The sequence below is a fragment of the Bradyrhizobium sp. DN3 genome, assembly GCF_041357655.1.
GTDB lineage: Bacteria > Pseudomonadota > Alphaproteobacteria > Rhizobiales > Xanthobacteraceae > Bradyrhizobium.
Genome location: NZ_JAULLN010000007.1, coordinates 200,982 through 226,876, shown reverse-complemented (window position 1 = coordinate 226,876; position 25,895 = coordinate 200,982). Strand labels below are relative to the sequence as shown.

26 protein-coding genes are annotated in these 25,895 nt (G+C 64.0%); 9 read left to right on the top strand and 17 right to left on the bottom strand.

The genetic code is table 11. The annotated features are described in order from the left end of the window. Positions 1-2 precede the first annotated feature (2 nt). On the top strand, positions 3-332 hold the full coding sequence (locus AAE027_RS13195; protein WP_370988426.1) for a hypothetical protein: 330 nt from the start codon (positions 3-5) through the stop codon (positions 330-332). A gap of 141 nt (positions 333-473) precedes the next feature. Here the strand turns inward: AAE027_RS13195 and AAE027_RS13190 are convergent, their stop codons facing one another. The 5 genes from AAE027_RS13190 to AAE027_RS13170 all read right to left on the bottom strand — a co-directional run bounded on the left by AAE027_RS13190 (position 474) and on the right by AAE027_RS13170 (position 6,174). Then, positions 474-1,433 (bottom strand): hypothetical protein, encoded by a 960-nt coding sequence (locus AAE027_RS13190; protein ID WP_370988425.1) that lies wholly within the window; start codon positions 1,431-1,433, stop codon positions 474-476. 608 nt (positions 1,434-2,041) lie between these two features. Then, positions 2,042-3,154 carry a hypothetical protein gene (locus tag AAE027_RS13185; RefSeq protein ID WP_370988424.1) on the bottom strand — a complete coding sequence of 371 codons (1,113 nt, stop codon included), beginning with the start codon at positions 3,152-3,154 and terminating at the stop codon, positions 2,042-2,044. A 26-nt stretch (positions 3,155-3,180) separates the two neighbouring features. Then, on the bottom strand, positions 3,181-3,630 hold the full coding sequence (locus AAE027_RS13180; protein ID WP_370988423.1) for a hypothetical protein: 450 nt from the start codon (positions 3,628-3,630) through the stop codon (positions 3,181-3,183). Between the two features lie 124 nt (positions 3,631-3,754). Further along, a complete protein-coding gene (locus tag AAE027_RS13175) occupies positions 3,755-5,242 on the bottom strand; it encodes a DNA primase family protein (RefSeq protein WP_370988421.1) in 1,488 nt (495 codons plus the stop codon). Next, a complete protein-coding gene (locus tag AAE027_RS13170; protein ID WP_370988420.1) occupies positions 5,239-6,174 on the bottom strand; it encodes a DUF7146 domain-containing protein in 936 nt (311 codons plus the stop codon). The genes AAE027_RS13175 and AAE027_RS13170 overlap by 4 nt, the downstream gene beginning before the upstream one ends. Before the next feature lie 318 nt (positions 6,175-6,492). Here AAE027_RS13170 and AAE027_RS13165 point away from each other — a divergent pair, with 318 nt between their 5' ends. The 6 genes from AAE027_RS13165 (at position 6,493) to AAE027_RS13140 (ending at position 12,387) form a co-directional block, all read left to right on the top strand. Further along, complete coding sequence (locus tag AAE027_RS13165) at positions 6,493-7,086, top strand: hypothetical protein (RefSeq protein ID WP_370988419.1); 594 nt, start codon at positions 6,493-6,495, stop codon at positions 7,084-7,086. Positions 7,087-7,095: 9 nt separating this feature from the next. Beyond that, positions 7,096-7,356, top strand: a complete 261-nt coding sequence (locus tag AAE027_RS13160) for a hypothetical protein (RefSeq protein WP_370988418.1) — start codon at positions 7,096-7,098, stop codon at positions 7,354-7,356. 63 nt (positions 7,357-7,419) lie between these two features. Then, positions 7,420-7,686 carry a helix-turn-helix transcriptional regulator gene (locus tag AAE027_RS13155; protein WP_370988417.1) on the top strand — a complete coding sequence of 89 codons (267 nt, stop codon included), beginning with the start codon at positions 7,420-7,422 and terminating at the stop codon, positions 7,684-7,686. Between the two features lie 608 nt (positions 7,687-8,294). Next, on the top strand, positions 8,295-9,359 hold the full coding sequence (locus AAE027_RS13150; protein WP_370988416.1) for a ketopantoate reductase family protein: 1,065 nt from the start codon (positions 8,295-8,297) through the stop codon (positions 9,357-9,359). A gap of 590 nt (positions 9,360-9,949) precedes the next feature. Continuing rightward, a complete protein-coding gene (locus AAE027_RS13145; protein WP_370988415.1) occupies positions 9,950-10,768 on the top strand; it encodes a YkgJ family cysteine cluster protein in 819 nt (272 codons plus the stop codon). Positions 10,769-10,872: 104 nt separating this feature from the next. Then, positions 10,873-12,387: a helicase HerA domain-containing protein gene (locus tag AAE027_RS13140; RefSeq protein ID WP_128937954.1), complete on the top strand. Its 1,515-nt coding sequence runs from the start codon at positions 10,873-10,875 to the stop codon at positions 12,385-12,387. Positions 12,388-12,415: 28 nt separating this feature from the next. On the opposite strand, the gene AAE027_RS13135 is transcribed toward AAE027_RS13140, so the two are convergent. From AAE027_RS13135 to AAE027_RS13095, 9 genes are all read right to left on the bottom strand, one after another. Continuing rightward, entirely contained in the window at positions 12,416-13,492 is a 1,077-nt protein-coding gene (locus AAE027_RS13135) for a HoxN/HupN/NixA family nickel/cobalt transporter (protein ID WP_370988414.1), read from the bottom strand. 188 nt (positions 13,493-13,680) lie between these two features. Then, on the bottom strand, positions 13,681-14,421 hold the full coding sequence (locus tag AAE027_RS13130; RefSeq protein WP_370988413.1) for an ABC transporter ATP-binding protein: 741 nt from the start codon (positions 14,419-14,421) through the stop codon (positions 13,681-13,683). Beyond that, the gene (locus AAE027_RS13125; RefSeq protein WP_370988412.1) at positions 14,418-15,266 is read right to left on the bottom strand and encodes an ABC transporter ATP-binding protein; all 849 of its coding nucleotides are present in this window, start codon (positions 15,264-15,266) and stop codon (positions 14,418-14,420) included. Before AAE027_RS13125 ends, AAE027_RS13130 begins: the two co-directional genes overlap by 4 nt. Further along, positions 15,266-17,089 carry an ABC transporter permease gene (locus AAE027_RS13120; RefSeq protein WP_370988411.1) on the bottom strand — a complete coding sequence of 608 codons (1,824 nt, stop codon included), beginning with the start codon at positions 17,087-17,089 and terminating at the stop codon, positions 15,266-15,268. Before AAE027_RS13120 ends, AAE027_RS13125 begins: the two co-directional genes overlap by 1 nt. Positions 17,090-17,141: 52 nt before the next feature. After that, the gene (locus AAE027_RS13115) at positions 17,142-18,299 is read right to left on the bottom strand and encodes an ABC transporter substrate-binding protein (RefSeq protein ID WP_370988410.1); all 1,158 of its coding nucleotides are present in this window, start codon (positions 18,297-18,299) and stop codon (positions 17,142-17,144) included. A gap of 59 nt (positions 18,300-18,358) precedes the next feature. Continuing rightward, positions 18,359-18,943: an alkylhydroperoxidase domain protein gene (locus AAE027_RS13110; RefSeq protein WP_370988409.1), complete on the bottom strand. Its 585-nt coding sequence runs from the start codon at positions 18,941-18,943 to the stop codon at positions 18,359-18,361. Positions 18,944-18,955: 12 nt separating this feature from the next. Continuing rightward, complete coding sequence (locus AAE027_RS13105) at positions 18,956-19,573, bottom strand: CMD domain protein (RefSeq protein ID WP_370988487.1); 618 nt, start codon at positions 19,571-19,573, stop codon at positions 18,956-18,958. Between the two features lie 37 nt (positions 19,574-19,610). Then, positions 19,611-20,645 (bottom strand): putative FMN-dependent luciferase-like monooxygenase, encoded by a 1,035-nt coding sequence (locus AAE027_RS13100; protein ID WP_370988408.1) that lies wholly within the window; start codon positions 20,643-20,645, stop codon positions 19,611-19,613. Positions 20,646-20,765: 120 nt separating this feature from the next. After that, entirely contained in the window at positions 20,766-21,548 is a 783-nt protein-coding gene (locus AAE027_RS13095) for a MetQ/NlpA family ABC transporter substrate-binding protein (RefSeq protein ID WP_091879962.1), read from the bottom strand. Between the two features lie 530 nt (positions 21,549-22,078). On the opposite strand from AAE027_RS13095, the gene AAE027_RS13090 reads away from it, so the two are divergent. Further along, on the top strand, positions 22,079-23,866 hold the full coding sequence (locus AAE027_RS13090) for a peptide ABC transporter substrate-binding protein (RefSeq protein ID WP_370988407.1): 1,788 nt from the start codon (positions 22,079-22,081) through the stop codon (positions 23,864-23,866). A 302-nt stretch (positions 23,867-24,168) separates the two neighbouring features. Here AAE027_RS13090 and AAE027_RS13085 read toward each other — a convergent pair whose 3' ends face one another. From AAE027_RS13085 to AAE027_RS13075, 3 genes are all read right to left on the bottom strand, one after another. After that, positions 24,169-24,447 carry a DUF2934 domain-containing protein gene (locus tag AAE027_RS13085; RefSeq protein WP_370988406.1) on the bottom strand — a complete coding sequence of 93 codons (279 nt, stop codon included), beginning with the start codon at positions 24,445-24,447 and terminating at the stop codon, positions 24,169-24,171. Positions 24,448-24,857: 410 nt separating this feature from the next. Next, positions 24,858-25,019 (bottom strand): DUF2934 domain-containing protein, encoded by a 162-nt coding sequence (locus tag AAE027_RS13080; protein ID WP_091879971.1) that lies wholly within the window; start codon positions 25,017-25,019, stop codon positions 24,858-24,860. Positions 25,020-25,346: 327 nt separating this feature from the next. Then, positions 25,347-25,493, bottom strand: a complete 147-nt coding sequence (locus AAE027_RS13075; protein WP_370988405.1) for a beta-propeller fold lactonase family protein — start codon at positions 25,491-25,493, stop codon at positions 25,347-25,349. On the opposite strand from AAE027_RS13075, the gene AAE027_RS13070 reads away from it, so the two are divergent. Next, positions 25,425-25,874 (top strand): VOC family protein, encoded by a 450-nt coding sequence (locus tag AAE027_RS13070; protein WP_370988404.1) that lies wholly within the window; start codon positions 25,425-25,427, stop codon positions 25,872-25,874. The two genes, AAE027_RS13075 and AAE027_RS13070, sit on opposite strands and share 69 nt — an antisense overlap. Positions 25,875-25,895 lie beyond the last annotated feature (21 nt).

The window sequence follows — 25,895 nt, the reverse complement described above, 5'->3', positions numbered from 1 at the left end:
ACATGCTGGACGAGCTTTACCTGATGAAAAAGGCCGACCTAGTCCACGCCATCAAGCCAATCCCTCGGGATGTGCGTGATCATCTAAACAAACTAAATGCGCTGCGGAATGCTCTCGCCCATAGCTTCTTTCCGGAGAACCGGAGAGAAAATCGGAGGACCAAGAAGGTCCTGTACGCAGGCGTTGATATCTTCACCTACGAAGGCATCGAGCGATTTGAAGACGATTGGCATCCGGCGTTTACCAACCTGGCAAGGCGAGTGTATGTAGGCTGGAAAGACAGTTGGAGCGGATGGGCGGGCTCGGAAGCGCTAGATAGCGCCGTCCCTTAGTTTCGGCGAGCTTCGACACCGATCGCCGAGGCCTCTCGGCATTCAGGTCGAAAACACCGAGGAACTGCACGAGGTCTATAACCGCTTGCCGACAGGCGGCAATATCATCGAGCAGGGCCGGACGGGCACGGCTCGACTGACCTACTCGCTACTTCTTCCCGACGGCTTCCGAAGTTCCCGGAGCGGCACGGTGGGTATGATGCACTCGCCTTCGGGCGGCGGACGATCTTCCTCCTCCGCAACGTAGGCTTCGGGATCGCCGAGGATCGGCACCGGCTCACCAGTCCACCCGCACTTCTCGCATGTCGGCCGTTCCCACTCGACATCGGGCACGCTTGAGTGAAACCCGCGTTGAGGAGATAGCCGGTTCGAGCCGCAGGCGGGACATGCGTCGGGCACGCCACGGAGATGGCGGATCACGAGAGACGCCGCCAGGCCAAGGGCATGTTCCACCGTGGTCGTCGCGGCCTCGGCGTCGTGCCATGACGAGGCCTTGGCGTGTGTGAGCCAATTGGAAAAGCGCCACGCCTCGTCGAGCAGCGTCTTGAACAGATGGCGCCGATATTCGTGCGCCTGACCCGCAAGGCAAACGGAACAGATGTGATCGACCCACGCCTTGAAGTCGGCTTGTTTTGGTTCGCCGGCAGCATCGCCGACCCAAGGCACCACAATCTGCGCGGCGCTGGTGAAAGCAAGCAACGCCTCACGGCAACGGACGCCGACAGCCTGAAAATCACTGACCTCCTGTGCGGTTGCCAGAGCCTCCGAGGCTTCGCTGATATGCCGAAAGCATCCGGCCAGTGGCTCGACGGATAGCTCTGACAGCTTCGTTCTTTGGCCGCGCGGGATGCGCAGGCAGAGGCCAACATGAAACGTGACGGTCAAGTCCATGTTCGGAAACTGTTCTTGCGAGTACAGGTTGGTCGGATTGGTGATGACCCACCAACGATCGACATCCGTGTGAACGTCCCAGACGACATGCTGATGGCTCAGGACGTTCTCGGCATAGACCTTCTGCAAGAACTCGACGGTGAGGTCGGGCGCCTGCGAGGTCATATAATCGATGATGGCCTGCTTCTCGTCAGGCGTAGACTGCAACATGGGCGACGACAACCAGTTCGAGCAAATCATGCACTGATAGCACGGATTGGAACCGGCTGGGGCCAGCCGGCACGGGGGGCAAGCCTTTCACCGGGTCCTACCGGTCGCGCAATTTGGCGCGGGTACGCGGGACGCCGGGCCATTCGCATATCTGGCGGCGACCTTTCCCGATTTTGCTGCGCTGGCTAATATTGCAATTTCCGGAGGATGGAGCCGGTGACGGATTTGGAAAGGACATGGCAGCTATGGAAGTCGCTTTCGCGGCCCGATCGGGCGCGGTTTCTCGCCATGCTCAAAGCGGCGTACAGCGTCGAGCGAGAGCGGCGGACGACTGGCGACGACGCCGCCCATGGAGTGAGGATATCGAAGCTCTCGGACCTGTCGCTCCGTGAGGCGGACCTCCCACGGCCTCGCCTGTAACGGCCGCTGGAGCGTTTGCCGGCCCCGGGCTACTCCGAGTCGAGCCGCTCGGATAAACGCGGGTAAACCGGTTTACCGGGCCGGGAAACGGCAGCGGCGGATGGGAGAACAGGAAACCCACTTCCGCCGCCGCCGACGCGCCGCCATGCCAATGCTCGAACTTTCACCAGCGGCGCATTCTCAAACCTTTAGGGGCCAACTCTGCGAACAACACCAAATTGGCCGTCGTCTTCGCGGGGCACCCGCGCGGGCGCGGGCACCCACTCAAAGCCCAAGATCGCACGCACATCGCAATCGACGCGATAGTCGGCCGGCAATCCCTGCGATTGCGCGATTTCCACAAGCGCGCACTCTTCACGCTCGACTGCCAGCAGATCGACGTGAATTTCGGCCTCAGCATCGCGGCGCTGTTCTTCGGTCAAGGCGCTCTGATCGTCGGCGATCTCGTCAACCGCGCGCTCCATAGATGCAATCAATTCGTCTCGGTGCAACCAAAACACTACCTCCAGCGTGTTCGGCAGCTCGACGTAACCAATGGCAGCAGGATCACTGTTGAAAATTCGCACTTGATGGCTCTGACTAGGAAACGAGACTTGCTCGTTGTGCTCGACGGCTTGCTCCACCAGTGGCCGCCCACTTTCGGCTACCCGATTGATCTGCTCCCGCATCTTTTGCTTTACAAAGTCACTCGGCCAGGGCGCAGAGCGAACGCGATGGAGATCGGCCTTCAACTCGCGACAGCGCTGCCGGCGCGCTTCGATCGCGTCAAGAATACTCCCTTTGAACGCCCGGAGATCGATTTTGACCATCTGGCCGATGCATCCGGCAGGACGCGCAGCGACGGCTTGCTCGACGTTGCGGACCAGCTCACCGATCCTTTGATAGACGGTCGATCGCGCCTCATTGAGCGCAGTGAGGCGGCGCTGCTCTGCAAGCTTTTCTTCAAGAGTGCGCCGTTCCGAAATGACTTGCGGCGCATCATCGCCGAGGTCGAAGCCGCCCGTGCCGCGCGGAGTCTGCAATTCCTTGATCCGGTTCTGGTGTCGCTGAATATCGATCCGCAATTGCTGCTGATCCTCAACGATTGCTCGGACAAGAATGCCGGCGTCGCCGCGCTTCTGCTCAAGCTCCCGGAACTTTTCCCGTGCCTCGTTCGGCAGCACTTCCATCGGATCGCCCGTCCGCATCGCCATCATTGCTTGAAGTGGTCCGGCGACTACGCCCCCGTAAGGCGAGGCCGAGGAAGCGGTAGGAAAGCCAGCCGTGTTCTGGAATTCATTGCGTGCCATGACGTTCTCCATGGAGATCACTCATGCGCAAGCCTGCATTAGCTGGTTGGCCGCCGCACCGGCTCTCGGCCAAGTATTCGCCGGATTGTTCGCGCCTCGGGAATGCCGTCGTGCAGCCGCAGCGCGCGCCAAGCGAATTCTCGCAAAGTGCCACGATGATGCATGGGACATTCGTCAAGCAAGCGGTCGCGTCGCCAAGCGCCCGCGCGATAATTCAGGAAAGCTGATCGGATCAGCGCGGCCTTGGCACTTAGGGAAAGCACGGCCGGCAGGCTTCCGCCTGCTTCTCGCAAAACCTCGTTCCGCGCGGCGATTTGAGCCGACTGTTCCTGCCTTGAACGTTCCAGCCCGAGCGCGGCGGCGGCATCTGCCGGCTTGTCGATCGCCAAATCCAGCGCGCCCGCCAAAGCATCCAACGCCTCCGCATTTAGCCGCCCCGCACGCAAGTCGGCCGTAAAGCCGTGGTCGATCCGAACCGGCGCGGTCATGGCCGGTCCCCACCGTAATAGAGGTTACAGTGAGCTGGATCGCGGACACTGCGGACCACAGCCGGGTTCCATCCAAGGTCAGGTCCGCGATGTCCGCAGTCCCCGCTATTGTAGGCTGTAGTCATTAGTCTTGCTTGAGCTTGATGCCGACATAGAAGCGGACCCGCTTCTCTTCCTCGGTTCGCGGTCGCTTCATCCTGATGGCCGGAAATGCTGCGCGCAGATCTCGGGCGAACACCTGCTTGGTGGGCTTCGGGTGGCCGTTGTGCTCGGCCCAATTTTTGTAGTCCACGTACAGGCGCCCGACCTCGATCTCGAACTCGGGCTTGCCGATCTCGCATCGCTCGCGCACGAAGGCGGCGACAGGACTTGCCAGATCGCGCATCGCAGCGATCGCTTCATCGGCCGTGCTAACGCGCGTAAACCTGTTGCGGTTAGTTACTGTGAGCCGATGCAGGCCTGCGAGCGCCCAGTTCAAGATGCCGGGCAGTTCGTCGAGCAGCGCGACTTCGAGGCCGTGGTCCTCTTTGCCGAGCCAACTTCGCGACAGCATCAACAAAACGATGCGCCCGACGATGGCTGCTGATGCATCTCCCAACTTTGGCAGTTCGTTTGAAACGATGTGCAGACGGCACGGCAGCTTCCCGGTCCATTGGTCGCGATATTTGCGGTTGACGGTGAGACTGTCTTCGCCGCTGATGCTCAACAGGCGCTCAACGACGACGTTGCTGTTCTTGCCGACGAAACGGGCGTCGCTGATCACTGCCAATGTTTTGCCGAGCAACGGCGCGAGGCCGAACTCGCCGCCCAAGCTGCTCAACGTCGGTCCCGCAACGTTCCGCTCGCCGACGAGCGCGCTGAGGATGCGGGCGATCACGCCCTTGCCGCCTCTGGTCGGGCCGACCATCAATAGAATTTTGTGCAAGTCGAGCCTTCCGCTCAGCACGTAGCCATACCATTCGCTGAGCGCATCGACGGCAGCGGGCTCGTCCGGCCACACTTCGGCAAGGAAGGCGAGCCACTTATTTGGCGGCGGCGCAGTCGGGGCGTAGTCGAATGGGACTGCCGTCTGATTGAAGAACAGCGGCGAGTGCGGGTAGAGCCGCCGACGTTCGACGTCGAGCAGCCCGTTTGCCGTGGCGACAATGGTGCCGGTCTCTCGCCCGTCGAGCCATGTCGGCTGGTTGATGTCGGCAGCCAGAAACGCGACTGCGGAGAGTGCCTCGACCAGGTCGCCGATGCGATGACGGTTCGGTGCCCAATCCGCCGGACCACCAGCCGCCGGGTAGAAAGCATTCTCGGTAAACTTGTAGAGCAAGGCGCGCATGGCTCGATCATCGGTCTCCTGCCAGTACAACGTTCGCCATATCCACCAGCCACCGCGCCAGTGCCGGATCGTTAGTTCGCCGTCGTCGGAACGGCCGCACCGCTCAATAAACTCACGCGCCACCGCCATCGGCATGCCGGGCGGCGGCAGCATGTGCGCTTGCGGCGGCTCACTTCGCTCGTTCTCACGCTTGCTGCGATAGTTCTTCGCGTTGTCGTAGCGCTCGCGCACGGCGCCGACGCCATCATTGCGGAGGGTGTCATTCACATCATCGCGCTTGATCATGGCAGGCCCTCTACTTTCACCTCCACGTCGCCGCGCTGGTCGAGTAGCTCGGCGAGGGCATAGGCGTTCTTGCGGCCCGCCTTGTCGTCGTCCGCGCAGATTGTGATGCACTCGACCCAGCTCGGGATCGCGGCACCGAGCCTTGGCATGCGGGGGGCGGAACCCGCGACCCAAACGCCGCAGCCGGTGGCCTCAAACACGCTTAAGCCGTCTTCGATGCCTTCGGTGATCGCGAGGCCGAGCAGGTCGTTCGGCGGCGCGAGCACGATAGGCAGGCTTCCGGGGCTGCCCACGACGATCTTCGGCTCGTCAACATCCGCCTTGCCGCTGCCGTCCGGCTTTAGCAGCGTGAGATGCACCGCTTCGACGCCGCGCGGCTCGCCGAGCAGCCCAGGCTCGACCTCATGCGGCAGCGCGAAGGCCGCGATCATGGCTGGATGGTGCTCGGGCTTGCGCGGCGCTAAGAACCATAGCGTCGGCGGCAGCGGACAGGTGATGCCGCGCGCCTCGCGCACGTAAAGTTCGGCGACAGTGCCGCCGATCGGCTGCCGTTGCGACCACAGCCAACTCGCCTTCTGATGTTGCCGGCGTAACTCTTCTGCCTCGCGGCCCTCGCGCTCGATCCGCTCGCGCTCCAGCCGTTCGCGTCGCTCAATGGCACCTTGCTCGCGGGTGCGTCGCTCGTCGTCTGTTTCCGTCCTGCCATTGGGCGGCGGCCCGACCAGCGTCTCAACTGCACGCACGAAGTCGCAGCCGTCGAGGAATTGGACGAGCGCAATCGCGTCGCCGCCACCGGTCCCGCAGCCACGGCAGTTGAACAGGCCCTTTTTGAGGTTGACGCCGAAGCGATCCCTGCCACCGCAGTTCGGGCACGGTCCCGCAAGCTGGCCGTTGCGACCTTTCAGGGCCTTGAGGATGCCGCGCTCGTGCAAGACCGACCCGGCGGTCACCGCGCGGGCGCGCTCGATCCAGTCGCTGCGGACGGTTTGTCGCTGGCCCGGTGCTATCATTGGCCCGGTCCTCCCTTGTCCTTGCGGGGTCTCGGCGACCGGACTTAAACTACGGGGGCCTTGCGAGCCCGACCTGTCCGGTCGGAAGATCAAGTTGGCGCCGCCCTGCTTGCCCCCAAGCAGGGCGGCGTTCCGTTTCAGACAGCTGCTCTCGCTGCCAAAGACCGCCATCTGATATTTTCTCAAATGGAGTTTGACACATCTCGCTCCATTTGCAAGTATTGCAAATGGGTGATTGTCATGGCGACACTTAGTCAGTTGGTAGCTGCCATAGCAGATGTGGAAGGGATCGATGCGGAGCGCGCCGGCGCGATCGGCCGGGCTGTCCGCGAGCACGGACTGATCCGGACCTCCGGGCGGGGAACCTCGGCCGCGCAAATGGAAGAACGAGACGCGGCGAACTTGCTGATTGCCGTCAACACGGCGGACACGGCCCGCACCGCACCAGCCGCTGTTGCGCAGTACCGAGCGCTTCAAGCGAAGCGAAATAGGCAAACGAGCGAGTTCGGCAGCGAATTCGAGGAAATGATCTCGGCCGCCAAGCGGGAATGCTTGGCCGACTACGTCACCAAGATAGTCGCGCTTTTGGGTACACGCGGCCACGTTCTCGGCAGAAAGCGTTTCCCCAATGAGAGGTACAGGTTCTCGATCGAATTCGAGAAGCCCGTTCCTAAGGTTCTCGTTGGAATTTCGCTTTTGAACACCAGCTACATGGACTTCTTTTCTTTCGCAGATCGACGAAATCCAGCGATCGGGGAAAGTGGTGACCGGAGGGAAAGAACAGGGATCAGCGAGCGGACAATTCTTGCTGTCGCCAATGTCCTTCGCACGTAGGAGTAACCCATGAAGGCGCGCGAAAACAATTGTGTCGCCGACGATCTGCTCGAAGGCGCAGAAGAAATTGCTCGCTTCATGTTCGGTTCGCCGGCCAAGCGACGGCGCGTCTATCATTTGGCCGCACATTCGGACCTGCCTGTCTTTCGATTGGGCGAAATCATCTGCGCCCGCCGCAGCACGTTGCGCACGTGGATCGCCGAGCAAGAGAAAACAACGCGATCGAAGGGCAGTGTTCGCAAGTCAGCGCCGATCGCAGCGAAGGTTTGATGCGCGATCGGGCGGCAGACGGCGGAGCCGAAACGGGAGTTGAGTAAAGGATGGAGGTCGGCGATGCCGGAAGACCTGACGCCGGACACACCTCAACAAATGCTGACCGAACAGCAAATTCTGGCGCTCATCCCGATCGGGAGGGCCACGCTTTTCAGGATGATGAAGGAGGGCGTGTTTCCCCGGGGGACTTTCGTCAGCCCGAACAGGAGGCTTTGGCTTGCGAGCGAAATTGCCCGCTGGCAGCGCGAGGTGGATGCATATGTTCCGGACCGTCGCCGAGGCCGGGGCAAGGGGCGCGGCCGGCGTGCTTCGGGTAGCCCCGGCTAGCGCCCTTTCAATGAGACTGGGGCCTATTAGGGCCCGCCTGATCCGGGCGGGCCTTTTTCGTTGCCAGCGCACATCGTCCAAGACTTTGATTTTTAAGGGTTTTTTGCGTTGTTTGGCGAAGGAAAATTTCGCTGGCGCTCAGGACCACACGGTTTTGCCGTACGCGCGGCTCGCCTGCGCCACAGGGTTCGACGGCGTTGTGCACGTTGCCATCGAAATGCTGGCGCGACGAACCTGACAGCGCCGTCCGTCTGCGCGAAACTTTAGGGCTCACGGAGAGCAATCCGCCCTGCCCGCAGCTTTCGCGCCCGACGCTGCCGCGTCCACCGCAAGCCCGGCTCTGCGATCATCACGACATATGATCGCCCCTCAAGGGTGAGCCGGGATGGGCGGCACATACGACAAATCCGAATTTCGGTAAAGTGGAATATTTTCGCATGATGGGATTGACGGGGAGGCGACACAGGCGCGGATGCGACGGGACCGGCACCTCCTTGTATGCATTATCCCAGTTGCCATCCCCACGCAGTTCGCTTTAGATGCCGGCAACTCGCCCGCGGCTGACGGCCGGGGCTCAAAAATCACACACATTGTCAAAGGGACGGAGCATGGCGCGCAACATATTGATTCTCGGAGCTTCTTACGGCTCCCTGCTGGGCACGAAGCTGCTGATGGCGGGTCATAACGTGACCCTGGTGTGCCGCGCCAAGACCGCGGAGCTGATCAACAGGGACGGTACCGAGGTGCGCATCAAGTTGCGCGACGAGGCAGTGCACCGGGCGATCTTCTCGCGCGACCTGCCCGGCAAGCTCGACGCCGTGACACCGGCCAATGTCGACCTCTCCCGTTACGACCTGGTCGGCCTCGCGATGCAAGAGCCGCAATACACCAACCACACGGTGCGCGTTCTCATGGTCAAGATCGCGGCGGCGAAGCTGCCGTGCCTTTCGATCATGAACATGCCGCCGCTGCCCTATCTGAAGCGGATCCCGGCGCTCGCAGACATGGATCTCGAGGAGGCCTACACCAATGCGCAGGTGTGGGAGCGGTTCGAGCCGGGGCTGGTGACGCTGTGCTCGCCCGACCCGCAGGCGTTCCGTCCGCCGGAAGAGGCGGCGAACGTGCTTCATGTCGGCCTGCCCACGAACTTCAAGGCATCGGTGTTCGCAGACGAGAAGCACAACAAGCTGCTGCGCGAACTCGAAGCCGACATCGACGCGGTGACACTCGACGGCCACGACGTGCCGGTGAAGCTGAAGGTGTTCGACTCGTTGTTCGTGCCGCTGGCGAAATGGTCGATGCTGCTGACCGGCAATTACCGCTGCATCACGCCGAATGAGCCGCAGTCGATCCGTGACGCCGTGCATGGCGACCTCGCGCGGTCGCAGACGATCTACGATCATGTCGATGCCATCGCCCGCCGGCTCGGCGCCGACCCGCAGGACCAGGTGCCGTTCGCGAAATATGCCAAGGCCGCCGAAAGCCTGCTCAAGCCGTCATCGGCGGCCCGCGCGGTCGCGAGCGGCGCGCCCTTCATCGAGCGCGTCGACTTGCTGGTGAAGCTGATCTCGCATCAGCTCGGTGTGCCCAACGCCGAAATCGACCGCACCGTCGACACCGTGGACCATAAGCTGAACGAGAAGATCGTGCAGGGCGGATCCGGCGCGCAGTAGCGCGCCGTTTCCAGCGACGTCGGCCCTCACGCACTCCAGAGCGCTTGAATCCGAATCACGCCGGTCATGGCGACCAGCGTGACCGCACCGGTGCGCGTGACCAAGTCGAAATGTCCGAGACGGCGGGCGCCGGCGCCGAGCGTTGCGCCCAACGTTACTCATGCCGCGCCTCCGTGACGATCTGAACCAGCGCTCACTGCAGGTTCGGCGTACGGCACTGTTCCCAGTGTGGCGCAAACTCAACGACAGTCGTCGCACCCATTGGTCACGCGGCCGGGTCGTCGCCCTCGCATCGCGCCTACGCGCGGTCCGCTGATATCACGACTGCGTGAGACGAACGGCATGCCGCCCGTCATATCCCGGCGCTTCGCGAGCAAAGCGAGTCGATTCGACGCGAATGGGCTCCCCTCACGTGCAGGCCCTTCATTCGCGCAAACGTTGCATGCGCGCAGAACGGGTCCGGCTTCTTGCCCAGCCGGCAGAGAGGTGAGCAACATATCTTTTTAGGTCAGGTGTCTATGACCTGTTTTGCCGGGTCGGTTGTTCCGGCGAAATCGCAATGCACGGCCGAGAGAACAAGAACAACAACAATGGATCAGGCGATGCTGAGCGTCGTCCGCGCGGTCGAGGCAGGCGCGACGACGATGAAGAGCGTGATCGACGCCACCGGACTGTCCCGTCTCAAGATCGAGCGCGCGTTGACCGCACTGGAGAAGCAGAAGCTGCTGGTGCGCGACGGCCAGGGTTTTCGTGCGACCGGCCTGCCGAAGGCGGCCCGCCCGGTCCGGCAATGCGGCTCATGCAACGCCTGCTGCGATATCCTCGAAGTGGCCGGCGTCGACAAGCCGGTGAACCAGCTCTGCAAACATTGGCAGGCCGGCATGGGATGCACCATCTACGATCGCCGCCCGCAAATGTGCCGGTCGTTCGTCTGTGCCTGGCTGCAGGGCCATCTCGACGACGACTGGTTTCCGGCGAAGTCGGGCATCGTGGTGCATTTCAGCCAGGACGCCGTCAACGTCACGGTCGATGATGATTGTCCCGACCGCTGGCGCGAGGAGCCGTATTTCAGCAAGCTTGCCGAATGGTCGCTGAATGGGATCAGGCGGATCGGAAACCGCGGCTATGCGACCCTTGTCGTGTCCGGCACCGAGCGGTTCCTGCTACTGGGACACACCGTCGTTCCCGATCCGACGCTGTTCGGCACCGCATTCCTGCCGCTCACCGCCGACACCTTCCGGTTCTGGCGCGCAAAGTCGCCCGAGCATTTGCAGCGGCTGCACGAGCGCATCGCCGAGATCGAACGGATCAGGCAGGAATTCGGATCCTGCACCATCCCCGAGAATGAGGACGACGATCCGCAACCGCCCTATTGGCCCGCGCTTCTACGGTTGTCGCATCATCTCTGAACTCCGCCGTGGGCAACACGGCCTGATTCGCGCGGTAGCGCTCGACGCGCCCCGGCCGGGTTGATAAGCCCCTGTCCGCGAATGACGGGACTTGAGTCGGGGACATGACGGTTGCGATCGAGATGGGGCAGACCACGGCGGGTGCCGCGGCGGCCATGGACCTCGAGGAACTGCTCGCGACCCGCCTCCTGGTTCAGGGCAATTCGGGCTCCGGCAAATCGCATCTGCTGCGGCGGCTGCTGGAACAGAGCGCGCCCTGGGTGCAGCAGGCCATCATCGACCCCGAAGGCGACTTCGTCACGCTGGCCGAGCGCTTCGGCCATCTGGTGATCGAGGCCGAGGATCACACCGAGCGCGGCCTTCAGGTCGCCGGCGAGCGCGCGCGGCTGCATCGCGTCTCCACCGTGCTCAATCTCGAAGGGCTCGACGCCGAGAACCAGATGCGGCGCGCCGCGGCGTTCCTCGGCGGGATGTTCGACGTCGACCGCGATCATTGGTACCCGATGCTGGTGGTCGTCGACGAGGCGCAGCTGTTCGCGCCGGCGGTGGCGGGCGAAGTCTCGGACGAGGCGCGAAAACTGTCGCTCGGCGCCATGACCAATCTGATGTGCCGCGGCCGCAAGCGCGGGCTCGCCGGCATCATCGCGACCCAGCGTCTGGCCAAGCTCGCCAAGAACGTCGCGGCGGAAGCCTCCAACTTCCTGATGGGCCGGACCTTCCTCGACATCGACATGGCGCGCGCCGCCGACCTGCTTGGCATGGAGCGGCGGCAGGCCGAAGCTTTTCGCGATCTCGAGCGTGGCCAATTCATGGCGCTGGGACCGGCGCTGTCGCGGCGTCCCCTGCGTTTGAACATCGGCCCGACCGACACGAGCCCGCGCAATTCCACACCGCGGCTGATGCCGCTGCCGGAAGCGACGCTGGAAGATGCGCGCGCCGTGATCCTGGCGGCGCCGCCGCCCGATGCCAGCCGCCCGCAGCGCCGGCCCGCACCGGATCTGCTCGAGCAGCTCCGCGCCGCAAAGGCGGCAGCTGCGCCGGAAGCGCGCGCGGAGCCGATCGAGCTTCCGGTCAGCGCCGAAGAGCTCGCGGAGCGGCGCGAGCGCGTGGATCGTACCCTTCGTGCCGTGCTCGCCGAGCCCGATGCCGGCTTCCGCGCCATCGGCGTGCTCTATCAGGAGTTCGTGGTCCGCTGCCGCATCGAGGGGCTCGGCGCGGCCGTGCCTGATCTCAACGAATTCCGCCGCATGCTGACGCACGCCCGCGCCGGGCTCGGCACTGACCTCGCCGACGACGACGCCTGGCAGGACGTGTCGCTGCGCGCCTCGATCCTGCCCGACGACATGCAGGGCGTGTTCATGATGATCGCGCGCGCGGCGAAGGAAGGCTGGCCGTGTCCCGGCGATGCCGCGATCGCGCGCGCCTATGGCTCGCACTCGCTGCGCCGCGCGCAGCGGCTGCTCAGCTATATGGAGGAGCAGGGCCTGATCGTCTGCCAGCTCGACGGCGGCGGCCGCCGGATCGTGACGCTGGTGGAGCTGGCCTGGGCGACGGCGCCGGGCGATCCCAATGGCGATGATTTGCCGGCGGAGCCCGCGCAAAGCGCCGCCGCGCTCTGAGCTGGCGGATTCAGGGGCGTCTCCTCACTTACGCCGCCTCGGTCGCATCGAAGCCGCGGGCCGCATCCGGCGAGCGTCGCGCGTCATCCGAGAACATGCGGCGATAGAGTATGACCGAGACGAGCCAGGCGATCGCGAACAGCGCGATCACGACGAAGCCGACATTCGCCAGCGACTCGTTGAGGCCCTCGACCACCGCCCACGGGCCGCCGGAGAGATCGAACCGATCGCTGATCAGGCCGAGCGCCTCGATGCCTCCGATGAAGAGCGCCACTGCGACCGAGGCGCCGGTGATCGTGAGGTTGTACCAGAGTTTTCGCAGGGGATCGACGAAGGCCCAGCGATAGGCGCTCACCATCAACGCGGAGTCGGCGGTATCGACGAGCGCCATGCCTGATGCAAACAGCGCCGGAAAGACCAGGATATCGGCGAGCGAGGTACCGCGCGCGGCTTCGCTGGCGGAAATGCTGAGCAGGCCGATCTCGGTCGCGGTGTCGAAACCAAGCCCGAACAGGAAGCCGAGCGGGTACATATGCCCCGGCTTTGTCACCAGGCGGAACATCGGCCCGAGCAGGCGCGCCAGGACGCCGCGATTGGCCAGCAGCGCATCGAGGCCCGCGGCGTCATGGATACCTTGGTCCCGCGCCGCGCGAAACGTCCGCCACAGGCCGGCGAAGATAGCGAGGTTGATGGCCGCGATCACAAGCAGGAACAGCGCCGATACCGACGTGCCGATCACGCCGCCGATCTCCTTGAGCAGGCTGTCGCCGCCAAGGCTCACCACGCCAAGCGCGAGCAGCATGGTCGCGACCACGACGACGGTGGAATGGCCGAGCGCGAAATAGAGGCCGACGCTGCGCGGCGCGCCGCCCGCCTGCATCAGCTTGCGCACGACGTTGTCGATCGCGGCGATGTGGTCGGCATCGACGGCGTGGCGGAGGCCGAAGACCCAAGCCAGCAGCGCGGTCGCTATCACCGTCGGCCGATCGCCAAACAGCGCAAAGGCCCACGCCCACGCGGCGATGTTGGCGGCAATGAGCGCGCCGAACAGCAGCGCCGCTCCGGGCTCGACCGCCCGCAAAGACCATCTCGTCACGACAATCATTCCGTCCGTTGCACGCCCCGTCGCGCCAGCGGTATGATTTTTTCATAGAATCATCACACTGACTAGCCCCGGAGAAAGTCGTCATGCCCGGGCTTGTCCCGGGCATCCACGTTCTTCGTGCCACAAGACATGGATGGCCGGGACGAGCCCGGCCATGACGATGGGGAGATGACGGCGCGCTCCAATTACTACGCAGCCTCCGAGCCGCCGAGATAGGCGTCGCGGATGCGGGGATCGTCCTTCAGCGTCCGCGCCGGGCCGGAGAGCACGATCTTGCCGGTCTGGAGCACATAGGCTTCATGCGCGATCTCGAGCGCGAGGCTGGCATTCTGCTCGACCATGAACACCGAGACGCCGTCCTGATTGATGGTCCGGATCAGCTCCAGCACGCGGTCGACATAGAGCGGCGACAGGCCCATGGTCGGCTCGTCCATCACGATCATGCGGGGACGGCTCATCAGCGCGCGCGCCATCGCCACCATCTGCTGCTCGCCGCCGGAGAGCGAACCGGCGCGCTGCGACAGCCGCTGGCCGAGCTTCGGGAACAGCGTGAGCATCCTGTCGAGATCCTGGGCCACGACATCGCGATCGTTGCGCACGAAAGCGCCCATCAGGATGTTCTCGCGCACGCTCATGTCCGCGAACAGCCGCCGCGCCTCCGGCACCGAGGCGATGCCGCGGCGGACGATCTGCGGCGTGGTCAGCCCGATCAGCGAGGCGCCGTCAAAGGTCACCTCGCCCGAGCGCGGTTTCACCAGGCCAAGGATGATCTTCATCGTCGTCGACTTGCCGCTGGCATTGCCGCCGAGCAGGCAGACGATGTGGCCGCGTGCGACCGATATCGACAGGTCGAAATGCACCTGGGCCTGGCCATAGAAGGTGTTGACATCAGACAGCGCCAGCAGCGGTGCGGGAGAAAGGTTCGTCATGCCGCGCTCTCCTGCTCCGCCGCTCCTGAGAGGCCGTGGCCGAGATAGGCCTCGATCACCTTGGGATCGCTCCGCACCATTTCGCCCGGCCCTTCCGCGATCTTCTTGCCCTCGTCCATGACGATGACGCGGTCGGACAGCCGCATCACCATCTCCAGCTTGTGCTCGATCAGGAGGATGGTCAGCCCCTCCGCCTTGAGCTCGGCGACGAGCGTCTGCATTTCCGCGGTCTCGGTCGGGTTCATGCCGGCGGTCGGCTCGTCCAGCAGCAGCAGGCGCGGCTTCAGCGCCAGCGCACGTGCAATCTCGACGCGGCGGCGGTTGGCATAGGAGAGGCTATAGGCGGGCTGGTCGATCCGCGGAAGCAGCCGTTCGCCGAAGCGGGCGAGAATGACCTTCACCTCCTCGCGCAGCCGCTCCTCCTCGTCCCTGACACTCGCAGGACGCAGCAGCGCCAGCCCCAATTCCAGCAGCGGACCGATCACCGGCACGGCCGGCTTCACTGCGCGCAACCGCGTGTGGGCGCCGATCAGGACGTTGTCCATGACGCTGAGATTGCCGAAGACGCGGCCGAGCTGGAAGGTGCGCGCAATGCCCTGGCCTGCGAGCCGTTCCGGCGACAGACCCGTGATGTCCTGCCTTGCGAAGCTGACGGTACCGGCATCGGGCCGGTCGAGACCGGTCACGAGATTGAACAGCGTCGTCTTGCCGGCGCCGTTCGGGCCGATGATGCTGATCAGCTCGCCCCTGGCGAGGTCGAGATCGATGGCGTCGACCGCGGTGAGACCGCCGAAGCGCCGCGTCAACCCGCGCAAGGACAACATGGGCATGTGCTGCTCGGACATCAGATCGTCCCCAACAGGCCCTGCGGCCTGAACCGCACGAGCAGCAAGAGCACTATGCCGTAGATCAGGATGCGATACTCCGCCGCGATCCGGAACACCTCGGGCAGGCCGACCAGCGCCACCGATCCGAGAATTGCGCCGACGACGTTGCCGAGGCCGCCGAGGATGACGACGGTCAGCGCCAGGATCGATTGTTGCGTGTTGAAGGTCTCGTGGTTGATGTAGGAATAAAGATGCGCGGCGATGCCGCCGCTGACGCCGGCGGCGAAGCCGCCGAAAATGAAAGCCAGCGACTTGTAGCGGTTCAGGCTGAGGCCATAGGCGCGCGCGGCGATGTCGTCGTCGCGGATGGCGCGAAAGCTGCGGCCGAGATGCGAGACAAGCAGGCGGCCCTGCAGCAGCGCCAGCACGACCATCACCGCAAGGCTGAACCAGTAGACCGACGCCGGGCTGATCAGGTCGTAGCCGAACAGCGACAACGGCGGGATGCCGGAGATGCCGATCGGGCCACGCGTGACGCTCTCCCAGTTCAGGATCACCAGCGACACGATCTCGCCGATGGCGAGCGTTGCGATCGAGACGTAATGCCCGCGCAAACGGAACGACGGCGAGATCAGGAGCGTGCCGAGCGCAGCGCTCATCAGGCCGCCGCCGATGATGGCGAGGCCGACCGGAACGGAAAACGCCAGCGACAGCAGCGCGGCAGTGTAGGCGCCGATCGCAAGCAGCGCGGCATGGCCGAGCGAGACCTGGCCCACCGTGCCCGCAACCAGCGTGAGGCTGAGCGCGAGCATGCCGAGCAGCCAGGCATTGATCAGGGTCTGGAGCACGTAGAAGGACACCGGGAACAGCGGCAGGATTGCGAACCCACCGACGGCAACCAGCAAGGCCCAGCGCGGAATGCGCACCGGACGGCTCGGCGCGATGAAGGTGCCGGTGAGTGGCTCCGGCGGCGCCTGCCGGGCACTCGCAAACAGGCCGTTCGGGCGCAGCACGAGCACGACGACCAAGAGCAGGAAGGCGAACAGATTGCGGTAGCTGGTGCCGAACGCGGCGACGCCGTAGCTCTCGACCAATCCGAGCAGCAGGCTGCCGACCACCGCGCCCGGCACGTTGCCGGCGCCGCCGACGACTTCCGCGACGACGCCCTTGAGCGTGGCCTGAAGGCTCATCGCGGTGTCGATCTGGTTGTAGTACATGCCGACCAGCATGCCGGAGACGCCGCCGAGCGCCGCCGCAATGCCGAACACAGCCTGATTGACGCGGTTGACGTCGACGCCCATCTGCATCGCGGCGTCACGGTCCTGCGCGGTGGCGCGCACCGCCCAGCCGAGCTTGGTGTAGCGCAGGAACACGAACAGCAGCAGCGCGCTGGTGATGCCGACGCTGGCGATGAGCAGATCAAGCGGCCCGATCGTGCCGTTCCCGACCTGGAAGCGGACGTCCGGCAACTGGCTCGGCAGCGCGCGCGGATTGGGCGAGAAGGTCAGCATCACCAGCTGATCGAGCACGAAACTGATGCCGATCGTCGCCAAGAGCGGCGCGATACGCACCGAGTTCTGCAGCGGACGGAGGCCGAACCGCTCGATGATCAACCCGACGATCGCGGCAGCGACCGCGACCACGATGATGGTGAGCGGCAGCGGCGTATGCAGCTGCACCACTGCGACCCAGCCGATATAGGCGCCGACGAGATAGATCGAGCCCTGGGCAAAGTTGATCAACCGGCTGACGCCGAAGATCAGCGCGAGCCCGACCGCAACGAGGGCATAGACATTGCCGACGATCAGCCCATTGATCGTGTAGTCGAGCCAGGAAGCCACGCGATGGTCCAAGTTGAGAGAAGCGGCCGGAGCGGATGCTCCGGCCATCGTGTCAGGTCGGCTTGCCGTCCCAGAGCGCAAACTGACCCTTGCGCACGACGAGCTCGGCGTTCATGGCGCCTTTGACGCGGCGGCTCGCCACGTCGAACGTCGCCGAGCCGAAGATGACGCTGGAGACGTCCTTGACCTTGGCGAAGGCGTCGCGGATGGCGCGGCGGTCGGTGCCGCCGATCTTGAGGACGGCAGCGGCCATGTTCATCGCGTCATAGGAATAGGCGTTGAAGGCGTCGGGCTCCTGCCCACCATATTTCGCCTTGAAGCCCGCGATGAATTTCTTCACCTCGGGCCGCGGGTCTTCGGGGAAATAGCGCGTGCCGAGATGGACGTCCTCGACCGCCTCGCCGCCGAGCTCCAGGAATTTCGGCGAGTAGACCGAGCTTGCCGCGCAGATGGTCTGCTTCAGACCGACCTGGCGCGCCTGACGGGTGATCAGCGCGCCGTCCGAATAATAGGAGATCAGGATCAGCCCGTCGGGATTGGCATCGCGCACGCGCACCAGGGTGGAGCGAAAATCGCGCTCCTCCGCGATGTAGCCTTCGGTCACCGCGATCTCGGCGCCGTATTCCTTGGCCGCCTTGACGAAATGGTCGCGGCTGGTGCGGCCCCAATCGGTGTTGAGGTGCAGCACCGCGAGCTTCTTCAGGCCGAGGCGCCTGACGGCGTAGGACGCCAGCAGCGGCTGCTCGTCGGCCTGGCTCACGGATGTGCTCCACATGAAGTCGCCGCCCTTGGTGAAATCGGGGTGCGAATTGGTGAAGCCGAACTGCACGAGGCCGCCGCGCTGATAGATCGGCGAGGCCGCCATCGAGGCGGGACTCGAGAAGTCGCCGAGCTCCATGACGATGCGGGGATCGGAGACGAATTTCTGGGCGATCGCCACCGACTGGCGCGGATCGCTCTGGCTGTCCTCGAATTGGTAGGCGAGCTTGCGGCCGTTGATGCCGCCGGCAGCCATGATCTCGTCGAGCGCGAGATCAAAGCCCTGCTTCCACTGCGCGCCATATTGCGCGTTGGGGCCGGTCAAGGGACCGCTGACGCCGAGCAGGATCGGCTCGGAGGATTGCGCGAAGGCTGCGCGCGAGAAGGCGGCTCCTGCCATCATGGTGGCGAGCGAGCCCTTGACCAGGGACCGACGATCGATGTTGCTCATGCACGGCTCCATCCACTCAGTGTTGAAACAAGCAGCAATTTCTATGCCGCTGCGATTGCCTATTTCGAGGGCTCGCCGAGCGACAGCATCAGCCGGTTGGCCCAGTTGAAGAATGACGCGCCATTGATGACGTCGACGATCTCGGCATCATCGAGACCGGCGCGGCGCAGCTCCTCGACATTATCGGGGCCGAACGCGATCGGCGTTGCGGCCAGCGCCACCGACGCCTTGACGACGGCATTCCAGCGCTCGCCGAGATCGGCCCTGACGCCTTCGTCGAGCAGACGCTGCACGTCGTCGCGGCGCTTGGAGTAGGTGCTGGCGAAGCGCGCATGCACGGAGGCGCAATAGATGCAGCCGTTGTAGCGCGACGTCGCTGCCGCCGCGAGCTCGCGCTCGGCGCGCGGCAGGCCGTCGGCAACGTTGTAGAAGATGTCCTTGTCGGTCTTGGTGCGGGCTTCCAGCACCTCGGGATCGCGCACCAGCAGGCGGAAATATTCCGACTTGGCGCGGGCGCGATCGACGAGGCCGGCGAAATGCCGTTCGGTCAGCTCTGCCTCGGGCAGCGGATCGATCCACGACACCCAGCCGAGCTCGTCCTGGGTGAAGACGACGGGCGGATTGACATTGTTTGCAGCGGTCATGATGCGATCTCCTTACGCGCCGGCCGCGGTGCGCCCGAGCGAAGCGCCGAGCACGCGCAGGCCAGTGACGACGCGCACCTGGAACGACAGGAACGCAACGAGCTGGGAGAAGGTGACGATGCCGGTGTTCGACCAGCCGGCGGCCAGCAGCGCCTTCATGTCGGAAGCGGCCGCATCGCGGGGCCGGAACACCAGGAGATGCGCATGCTCGAGCGCCGCAACAAGCCGGGCGCCGAGATCGGGCTTACGCTCTGCGCTCACGCGATAGATCAGGCCGGCCTTGTTCTCGATCGACAACGGGCCGTCCGGAAACGCGCCATACGGGCCCGACGTCTGGCCGCGCTCGATCTCGACCTGGATCGCCGCGAGAAGCGCCGCTCCATCCGTGTTCGCTGCAAGCTTCTCGCGATAGAAGGCTGCGACGGGAGACTCGCCATGGAGCCCGGTCACGAAAGCCGCGACTGCGACACGCTCCACAAGCGAGAAATCACTGGCGTCGATCGGCTCGAACAGTGAAAGATAGCTCTTCTGCGCGTTCTCGCGCGCCTGAAGGCGGCGTGCGCGGATGGCATCCAGAGCCGATCCCGGTTCGATCCCGGCGAGCGCGTCGATGATATCTTTTGTTGCCATCATTCAGCCTCGTGCAGCACGATCACACTCATTCCGACTAGACCGCCAGCGCCACGTCGGGCGCCGTCGGGGTCCAACCAAGCGCCGGCGCGACCTTCTCCGCGACCAGCTCGATCGAGCGCAGGATGTAGGGATGCGGCGCATCGACCGAATGCGCCTGGAACACCAGATCGGTCACCCGCTCCAGCGTAGCATCGGTGCGGAGCGAGGCGATGACGTCGTCGGCCGCGCCGACATGGGTGTCGAACGCGGTGATCATCTCCTCCAGCGTCTCGCCGGGCCTGGCGTGACCGCCCTTGAGGAATTGCGGCAGCGCGCGCCGCAGTCCGATGTCGGCAAAGCGCATCGCCTCAGTGCGGTCGTCGGCGACAAAGACGCTGCGCGAGGCCATGATGCGCGGCTCGCGTCCCGGCGGCAGCGCGTCGAGATAGGCATCGATGATCGGATTCTGGATCTCGGCCAGCGTTGCACGCGGCGCCTCCTTGGCCCGCGGCTGGGTGCGCGACAGCAACAAGCCATCGCCGGCCTTGCCGGCCCGGGCACCGCCCGCGACCGAGAATGTCGCCTGCCAGATCCGCTTGTCCAATTCCGGCCGCAGCGGATAGAGCGTGTCGCCACCATCAAGCGGCTTGCCGGCCAGCGCGGTGCGGACGACGTCGAGATTACGGGCAAAAATCTCGTTGCGCTGCGCGCTATCGAGACCGAAGGCAGCGAAGGCCGACGGGTTGCCGCCAGTGCCGACGCCGAGCTCGAAACGGCCATTGCAGAGCAGATCGAGCACCGCGGCATCCTCCGCCACTCTCACGGCACTCTCGAGCGGCAAGGTGACGATGCCGGTGCCGAGGCGGATGCGCGAGGTCTGCGCGGCGACGTAGCCGAGGAAGGCGAAGGGCGACGGCAGGCCGCCTTCGCGCTCGTGGAAGTGGTGCTGGGCGATCCAGGCGGAATCGAGCCCCGCCTTTTCCGCGCGCACGATCTGCTCGGCCGCGAAGCGATATCGCTCGGCCGGGGGAGCCTCGTCGAGCAGCCGCGTGAAAAATCCCAGTCGTTTCAGGTTTGCAAAGCGTTTCATACGACCCCTGCCGGGCGAGGATGGGCCCCGATGATGTCGATTGCCGCAGCTCCAGACAAGCGGGCATTGCGCAGGGCTGCCCGTCGGCATCGCCCCTGCGCTGAAGCCTGGGCAGACTGCCTACCAGCTCGGCAGCACCGCGCCCTTGAACTTGGTCAGGACGAACTCCTTGACCTCGGGCGTGTGGTAGCTGTCGACGAGGGTCTTGACCCAGGGCTTGTCCTTGTCCGCGCTGCGAACGGCGATCAGGTTGACATAGGGCCCCTTCGGGTCCTCGCGCAGGATCGGATCCTTGACGGGATCGAGTCCCGCCTGAGTTGCATAATTGGTGTTGATCGCGGCGGCGTCGACATCGTCGAGCGCGCGCGGCGCCTGCGCCGCATCGACCTCGATGAATTTCAGCTTCTTGGGATTCTCGGTGATATCGAGCACCGTCGGCTTGAAGCCGGTGCCCTCCTTCAGCTTGATCACGCCCTTGTCGCGCAGCAGCAGCAGCACGCGACCACCGTTGGTTGGATCGTTCGGAATCGAGACCTTGCCGCCCTCGGGAATATCGGCGAAGGCTTTGTGCTTCTTCGAATACACGCCGATCGGGAAGTTCACGGTGAGCGCGACGGCCTCGATCTTGTAGCCGCGGTCGGCCTTCTGGTTGTCCAGGTAGGGCTGGTTCTGGAATGAATTGGCCTGGATCTCGCCGGCATCGAGCGCCGCGTTCGGCACGACATAGTCGGAGAACTCGATCAGCTGGATGTCGAGGCCCTGCTTGGCGGCGATCGGCTTCACCGCCTCCAGGATCTGCGCGTGCGGTCCCGGCGTCACGCCGATCTTGATGGTCTCGGCGGTGGCTGCGGCCGACCAGGCAGCGAGCACGGTCGCGAGGATCAGGGGAAGGCGAAACGACATCTTGGTCTCCGTGGGTCTTCGGCAATGATGGAACCGTATTCGCTTCTCTGCCGCGCGAAATCAATGAAATTGAAATCCATATTGGCAGGTCGTGACGGGCGCACTTTCTCCATTCGGCACCAAACAGGAAACGAAATCACGGCGACGGCGCCTTCCGCAGAGGCGCGTCACGGTGCTGGCGATTGGTGTTGTCAGCATCCGCTAAGGTCAGCGCTCCAAGGGGTCATGTGTGGCAATTTCCTGGCGGCTGCAATGAATCTCCGACTGGGGCAACATCACGAAACTTGATGCAGCTGCTGCGACCGGGTTAGCGTTTCGGCGCGGCCTTAGAACTTCCCCAAGTTCACGTAAGTTCGCACTGGATCGCCGCCTGGGTGCTCTCGGGCGGCGATCCGGGTCGTCGCCCGCAGGGGTGCTCCACATCGTCATTTCGTCGCAGGGCCTTGCGGCCTTGCCGGCATTGCCGCCTTATGCATGATGCAACATGATGGCTGCTGGCGACGATTTGTCTTCGAGGTGGAGGTCATCCGATGAACGAGAACGAAATCCGCAATCTGGTCGCGGAGGTGAAGCAAGGCACGCTGTCGCGACGCTCGTTCATCCAAAAGGTGGCTGCGATCGGAATCGCAGCGCCGATCGCGAGCCAGATCCTGGTCTGGAACGATGTGGCGATGGCGGACGCCACGTTGCCCTACAAGCCGGCCAAGGCGGGCGGCGGCGGCCCGCTCAAGCTCCTGTTCTGGCAGGCCCCGACCCTGCTCAATCCACACTTCGCGATCGGCACCAAGGACCAGATGGCCTCGCGCGTCTTCTTCGAGCCGCTCGCCGGCTGGGACAAGGAGGGCAATTTGATCCCCTGCCTCGCCGCCGAGGTCCCGACCAAGGCGAACGGCAGCCTTGCGGCGGACGGCACGAGCGTGATCTGGAAGCTGAAGCAGGGCGTCAAATGGCACGACGGCAAGCCCTTCACCGCCGACGACGTCGTCTTCACCTGGCAGTACGCCGCGGATCTCGCAACTGCGGCCTACACCACGGGATCCTACAAGGACATCAAGGTCGAGAAGATCGACGACCACACCATCAAAGTGATCTTCAAGGCGCCGACGCCGTTCTGGGCCGATCCCTTCGTCGGCTCGGTCGGCCAGATCCTGCCAAAGCATCATTTCGGCGACTATAGCGGCGCCAAATCGCGCGAGGCACCGGCCAATCTGAAGCCGGTCGGCACCGGCCCATACAAATTCGTCGAGTTCAAGCCCGGCGACCTGATCCGCGCCGAACGCAACCTCGACTATCACGTCAAGAACCAGCCGCATTTCGACACGCTCGAGATCAAGGGTGGCGGCGATGCGGTATCGGCAGCGCGCGCGGTGCTGCAGACCGGCGAATATGACTTCGCGTGGAACATGCAGGTGGAGGAGGAGGTCCTCAAGCGCATGGAGGCGAGCGGCAAGGGCAAGCTCGACATCACGCCGTCCGGCAATGTCGAGTTCATCATCCTCAACACAACCGACCCGTGGACCGAGGTCGACGGCGAGCGTTCGAACGCCAAGACCAAGCATCCGACGCTGTCCGATCCGGCCGTGCGCCGGGCGATCAACCTCCTGCTCGACCGCGATTCGATCCAGAAATTCATCTACGGCCGCGGCGGTGTCGCCACCGCGAGCTTCGTCAACGCGCCCAAGCAGTTCAAGTCGCCCAAGCTCAAATACGAGTTCAGCATCGACAAGGCCAACAAGATCCTCGACGAGGCCGGCTGGAAGAAGGGCGCGGACGGCATCCGCGAGAAGGACGGCAAGAAGCTCAAATACGTCTTCCAGACCTCGACCAACGCCCCGCGCCAGAAGACGCAGGCCATCATCAAGCAGGCCTGCGAGAAGGCCGGCATCGAGATCGAGATCAAGGCGGTCACTGCATCGGTGTTCTTCTCCTCGGATGTGGGCAACCCCGACACCTACTCGAAATTCTACGCCGACATGGAGATGTACAACACCACGCAGCCGCAGCCCGATCCGGAGCGCTTCCTGAACCAGTGTGTCTCCTGGGAGATCGCCAGCAAGGACAACAAATGGCTCGGCCGCAACATCTCGCGCTGGTCCGATCCCGAAGCCGACAAGGCCTACAAGGCCGCGCAGAACGAGCTCGACCCGGTCAAGCGCGCGGCACTGCTGATCAAGGTCGACGAGACCTTTTGCGAGGCTAACGTCTTCCTGCCGCTGCTCTCCCGCAACGTCGTCAACGCGAACGTCAACAACCTCATGGTCGACATGTCGGGCTGGGACGTCACGACGTGGAATCTAGCGAGCTGGTATCGCACCTGACGAGCAGGCCAGTGAGGGCGCCACGGACGCCTTTGCACCGGACCTCCGTCATCTTTCCACTGTGTGATTCAGGTCACAGCAGAATCACTCGCCCTCGCCTACAACAATCGTGCATGGCCGCAAACAAGGTAACGGCGGTACGCACGAGGCTGGGGAGGCGATCAACAGCTACGGACTTTCGAAGCCGTCAGGGTGAAGACCTCGGCGGCTTTTTTCTATGGCAACAAGAGGGGCGGCCGGCGCCAGCGCCTTGCGGCCAATGTGGGCATCATCAGCGCCGGCGGCGATCGTCGCTATTTCGGTCAAAAGCCTTTCCTTTGTTCGCGCTCTTCTTCCACTTGCCGCTCAGCCTCCAGCCAGAATTCCAAGTCGCGGTTGGCCGGACGGCCGGCCTGCTCCCAGAGTTCGTAGGCGCGAGCCCGCACCTTGCCGCGCCGCATCATGCGGAGGAGCTTCTGCGTCAGCTCCTCGGCAAAGCTCCTGAATCGCGTGACAGTGGTTTCGTCCTTGGCGAGCACCGCCGCTCGCGTTGCGAGCTCGATCTGGTGCTCTATCTTTTGCTGCTCGTCCACGGTGAACACCGCGCCCTGCGAACGGACCCGCACCACAGCTCATGCTGCTTAGAGCCTCAATTCATTCTCGAGAGTTCCGTTCCGCGTGCAGTGCAGACGCAGACCGCCATTTCGAACTGAGCCGGCCGTGACGGTTCTAAAGCGCGATGAGATTTGGATGAATCGTCATCGCGCTTCAGGTTTCTGTTTATGCATGATCTTTCCGGAAAACCGCTTCGCACTTTTCCGGATCAAGCTTTAATGCCACGTCGTATCCGCCTCGACGATCACGGCCCTTGTTTCGGGATCTTCGGTCGTGTTGCAGGTGCAGGGCATCCCCTCACCGCACCGGCAGCCGCCCAACTTCTCGCTCCAAGGCCGGAGCGGATGGTTTTCGCAGACCCATCCCAGACCGTGGCAGAAGGGGCATTTCTTGCGGGTCACAGCGTATCCGGCGTCCGCGTGGTGTTCGACTTGTCCTCGTTGCGCAACTGCTGCTCGGCCGCCTGCCAAAACTCGTCCTCACGACCTTCGGGCTTGCCAGCTTGCTCCCACAGTCGGTGCGCGCGTTCTCTGATGTCCTGCTCGGTCGGCTCAGGCATGGGCATCTCCTGCTCTAAAGCACGGCCCCATCCTTGGGGAGTATGGGGGCTTGGAGGCGGGGCCGTGCAGACCAGCAATCGGCGGCGACGCTGGCCCGCGGATTCAAGCCGCGATCATGCGCAAGAGTTCCTTTGCTCCCGCGAGCTCGGCTACGCGGCGCGGACTTGGCCAGACGTCGATCGATGATGCGCCTTGAAGGTCGTCGGTAGCGGGGGAGGGATCCGCCATCACATTCCAAAAAAGGAAATCCCTAGTAACTCCAGAAGCTTGGCTGCATGAGGAGCGAAGCTGCGCGGGCTGGCTCGTTACTTGAGATGAGCTCCAGATCAACCTGGCCTGACGAGAATGCAAACGGGACTTCCAACATGGATGGCCCGCTCTGTAGCAACGAGGCCGCCGCTGGTATGGTCGCGCTTGAACAGCTTGATCGTGTCGGTGTCCTCGTTCGCCGCTACCACCTGCAGCACGTGCATCTGTTTGCATCCAACGTCGATGCCACCATCGACTTCTATAGGACTTGGTTCGATGCCGTGGTGATGTGGGATGGCGATGTCGCGGGTGCGCGGAATGTCTTTATCAAGGTCGGTATTGGCGCCATCCACCTCTACGACCAACTGCCGCGCGGCGAGGGCAAGAACGCTGTCCATCATCTCGGCATGCAGGTCGTCGGCATCGACGAGCTGTACGAGCGCATGAAGGCCGCGAACCTTCATATTCCCAATCCGATCCGCCGCCTCGGCGGAGGTGGCGGCTATTTCATGCTCGGCGCGCCCGATGGCGTCGTCATCGAGGTCTTCGAGCCGGGCGAGCTGCGCGAGCCGGCGGTGCGCGACTACTACGGCTTCGGGGGATGAGGCCCGCGGACACCGCGCCTC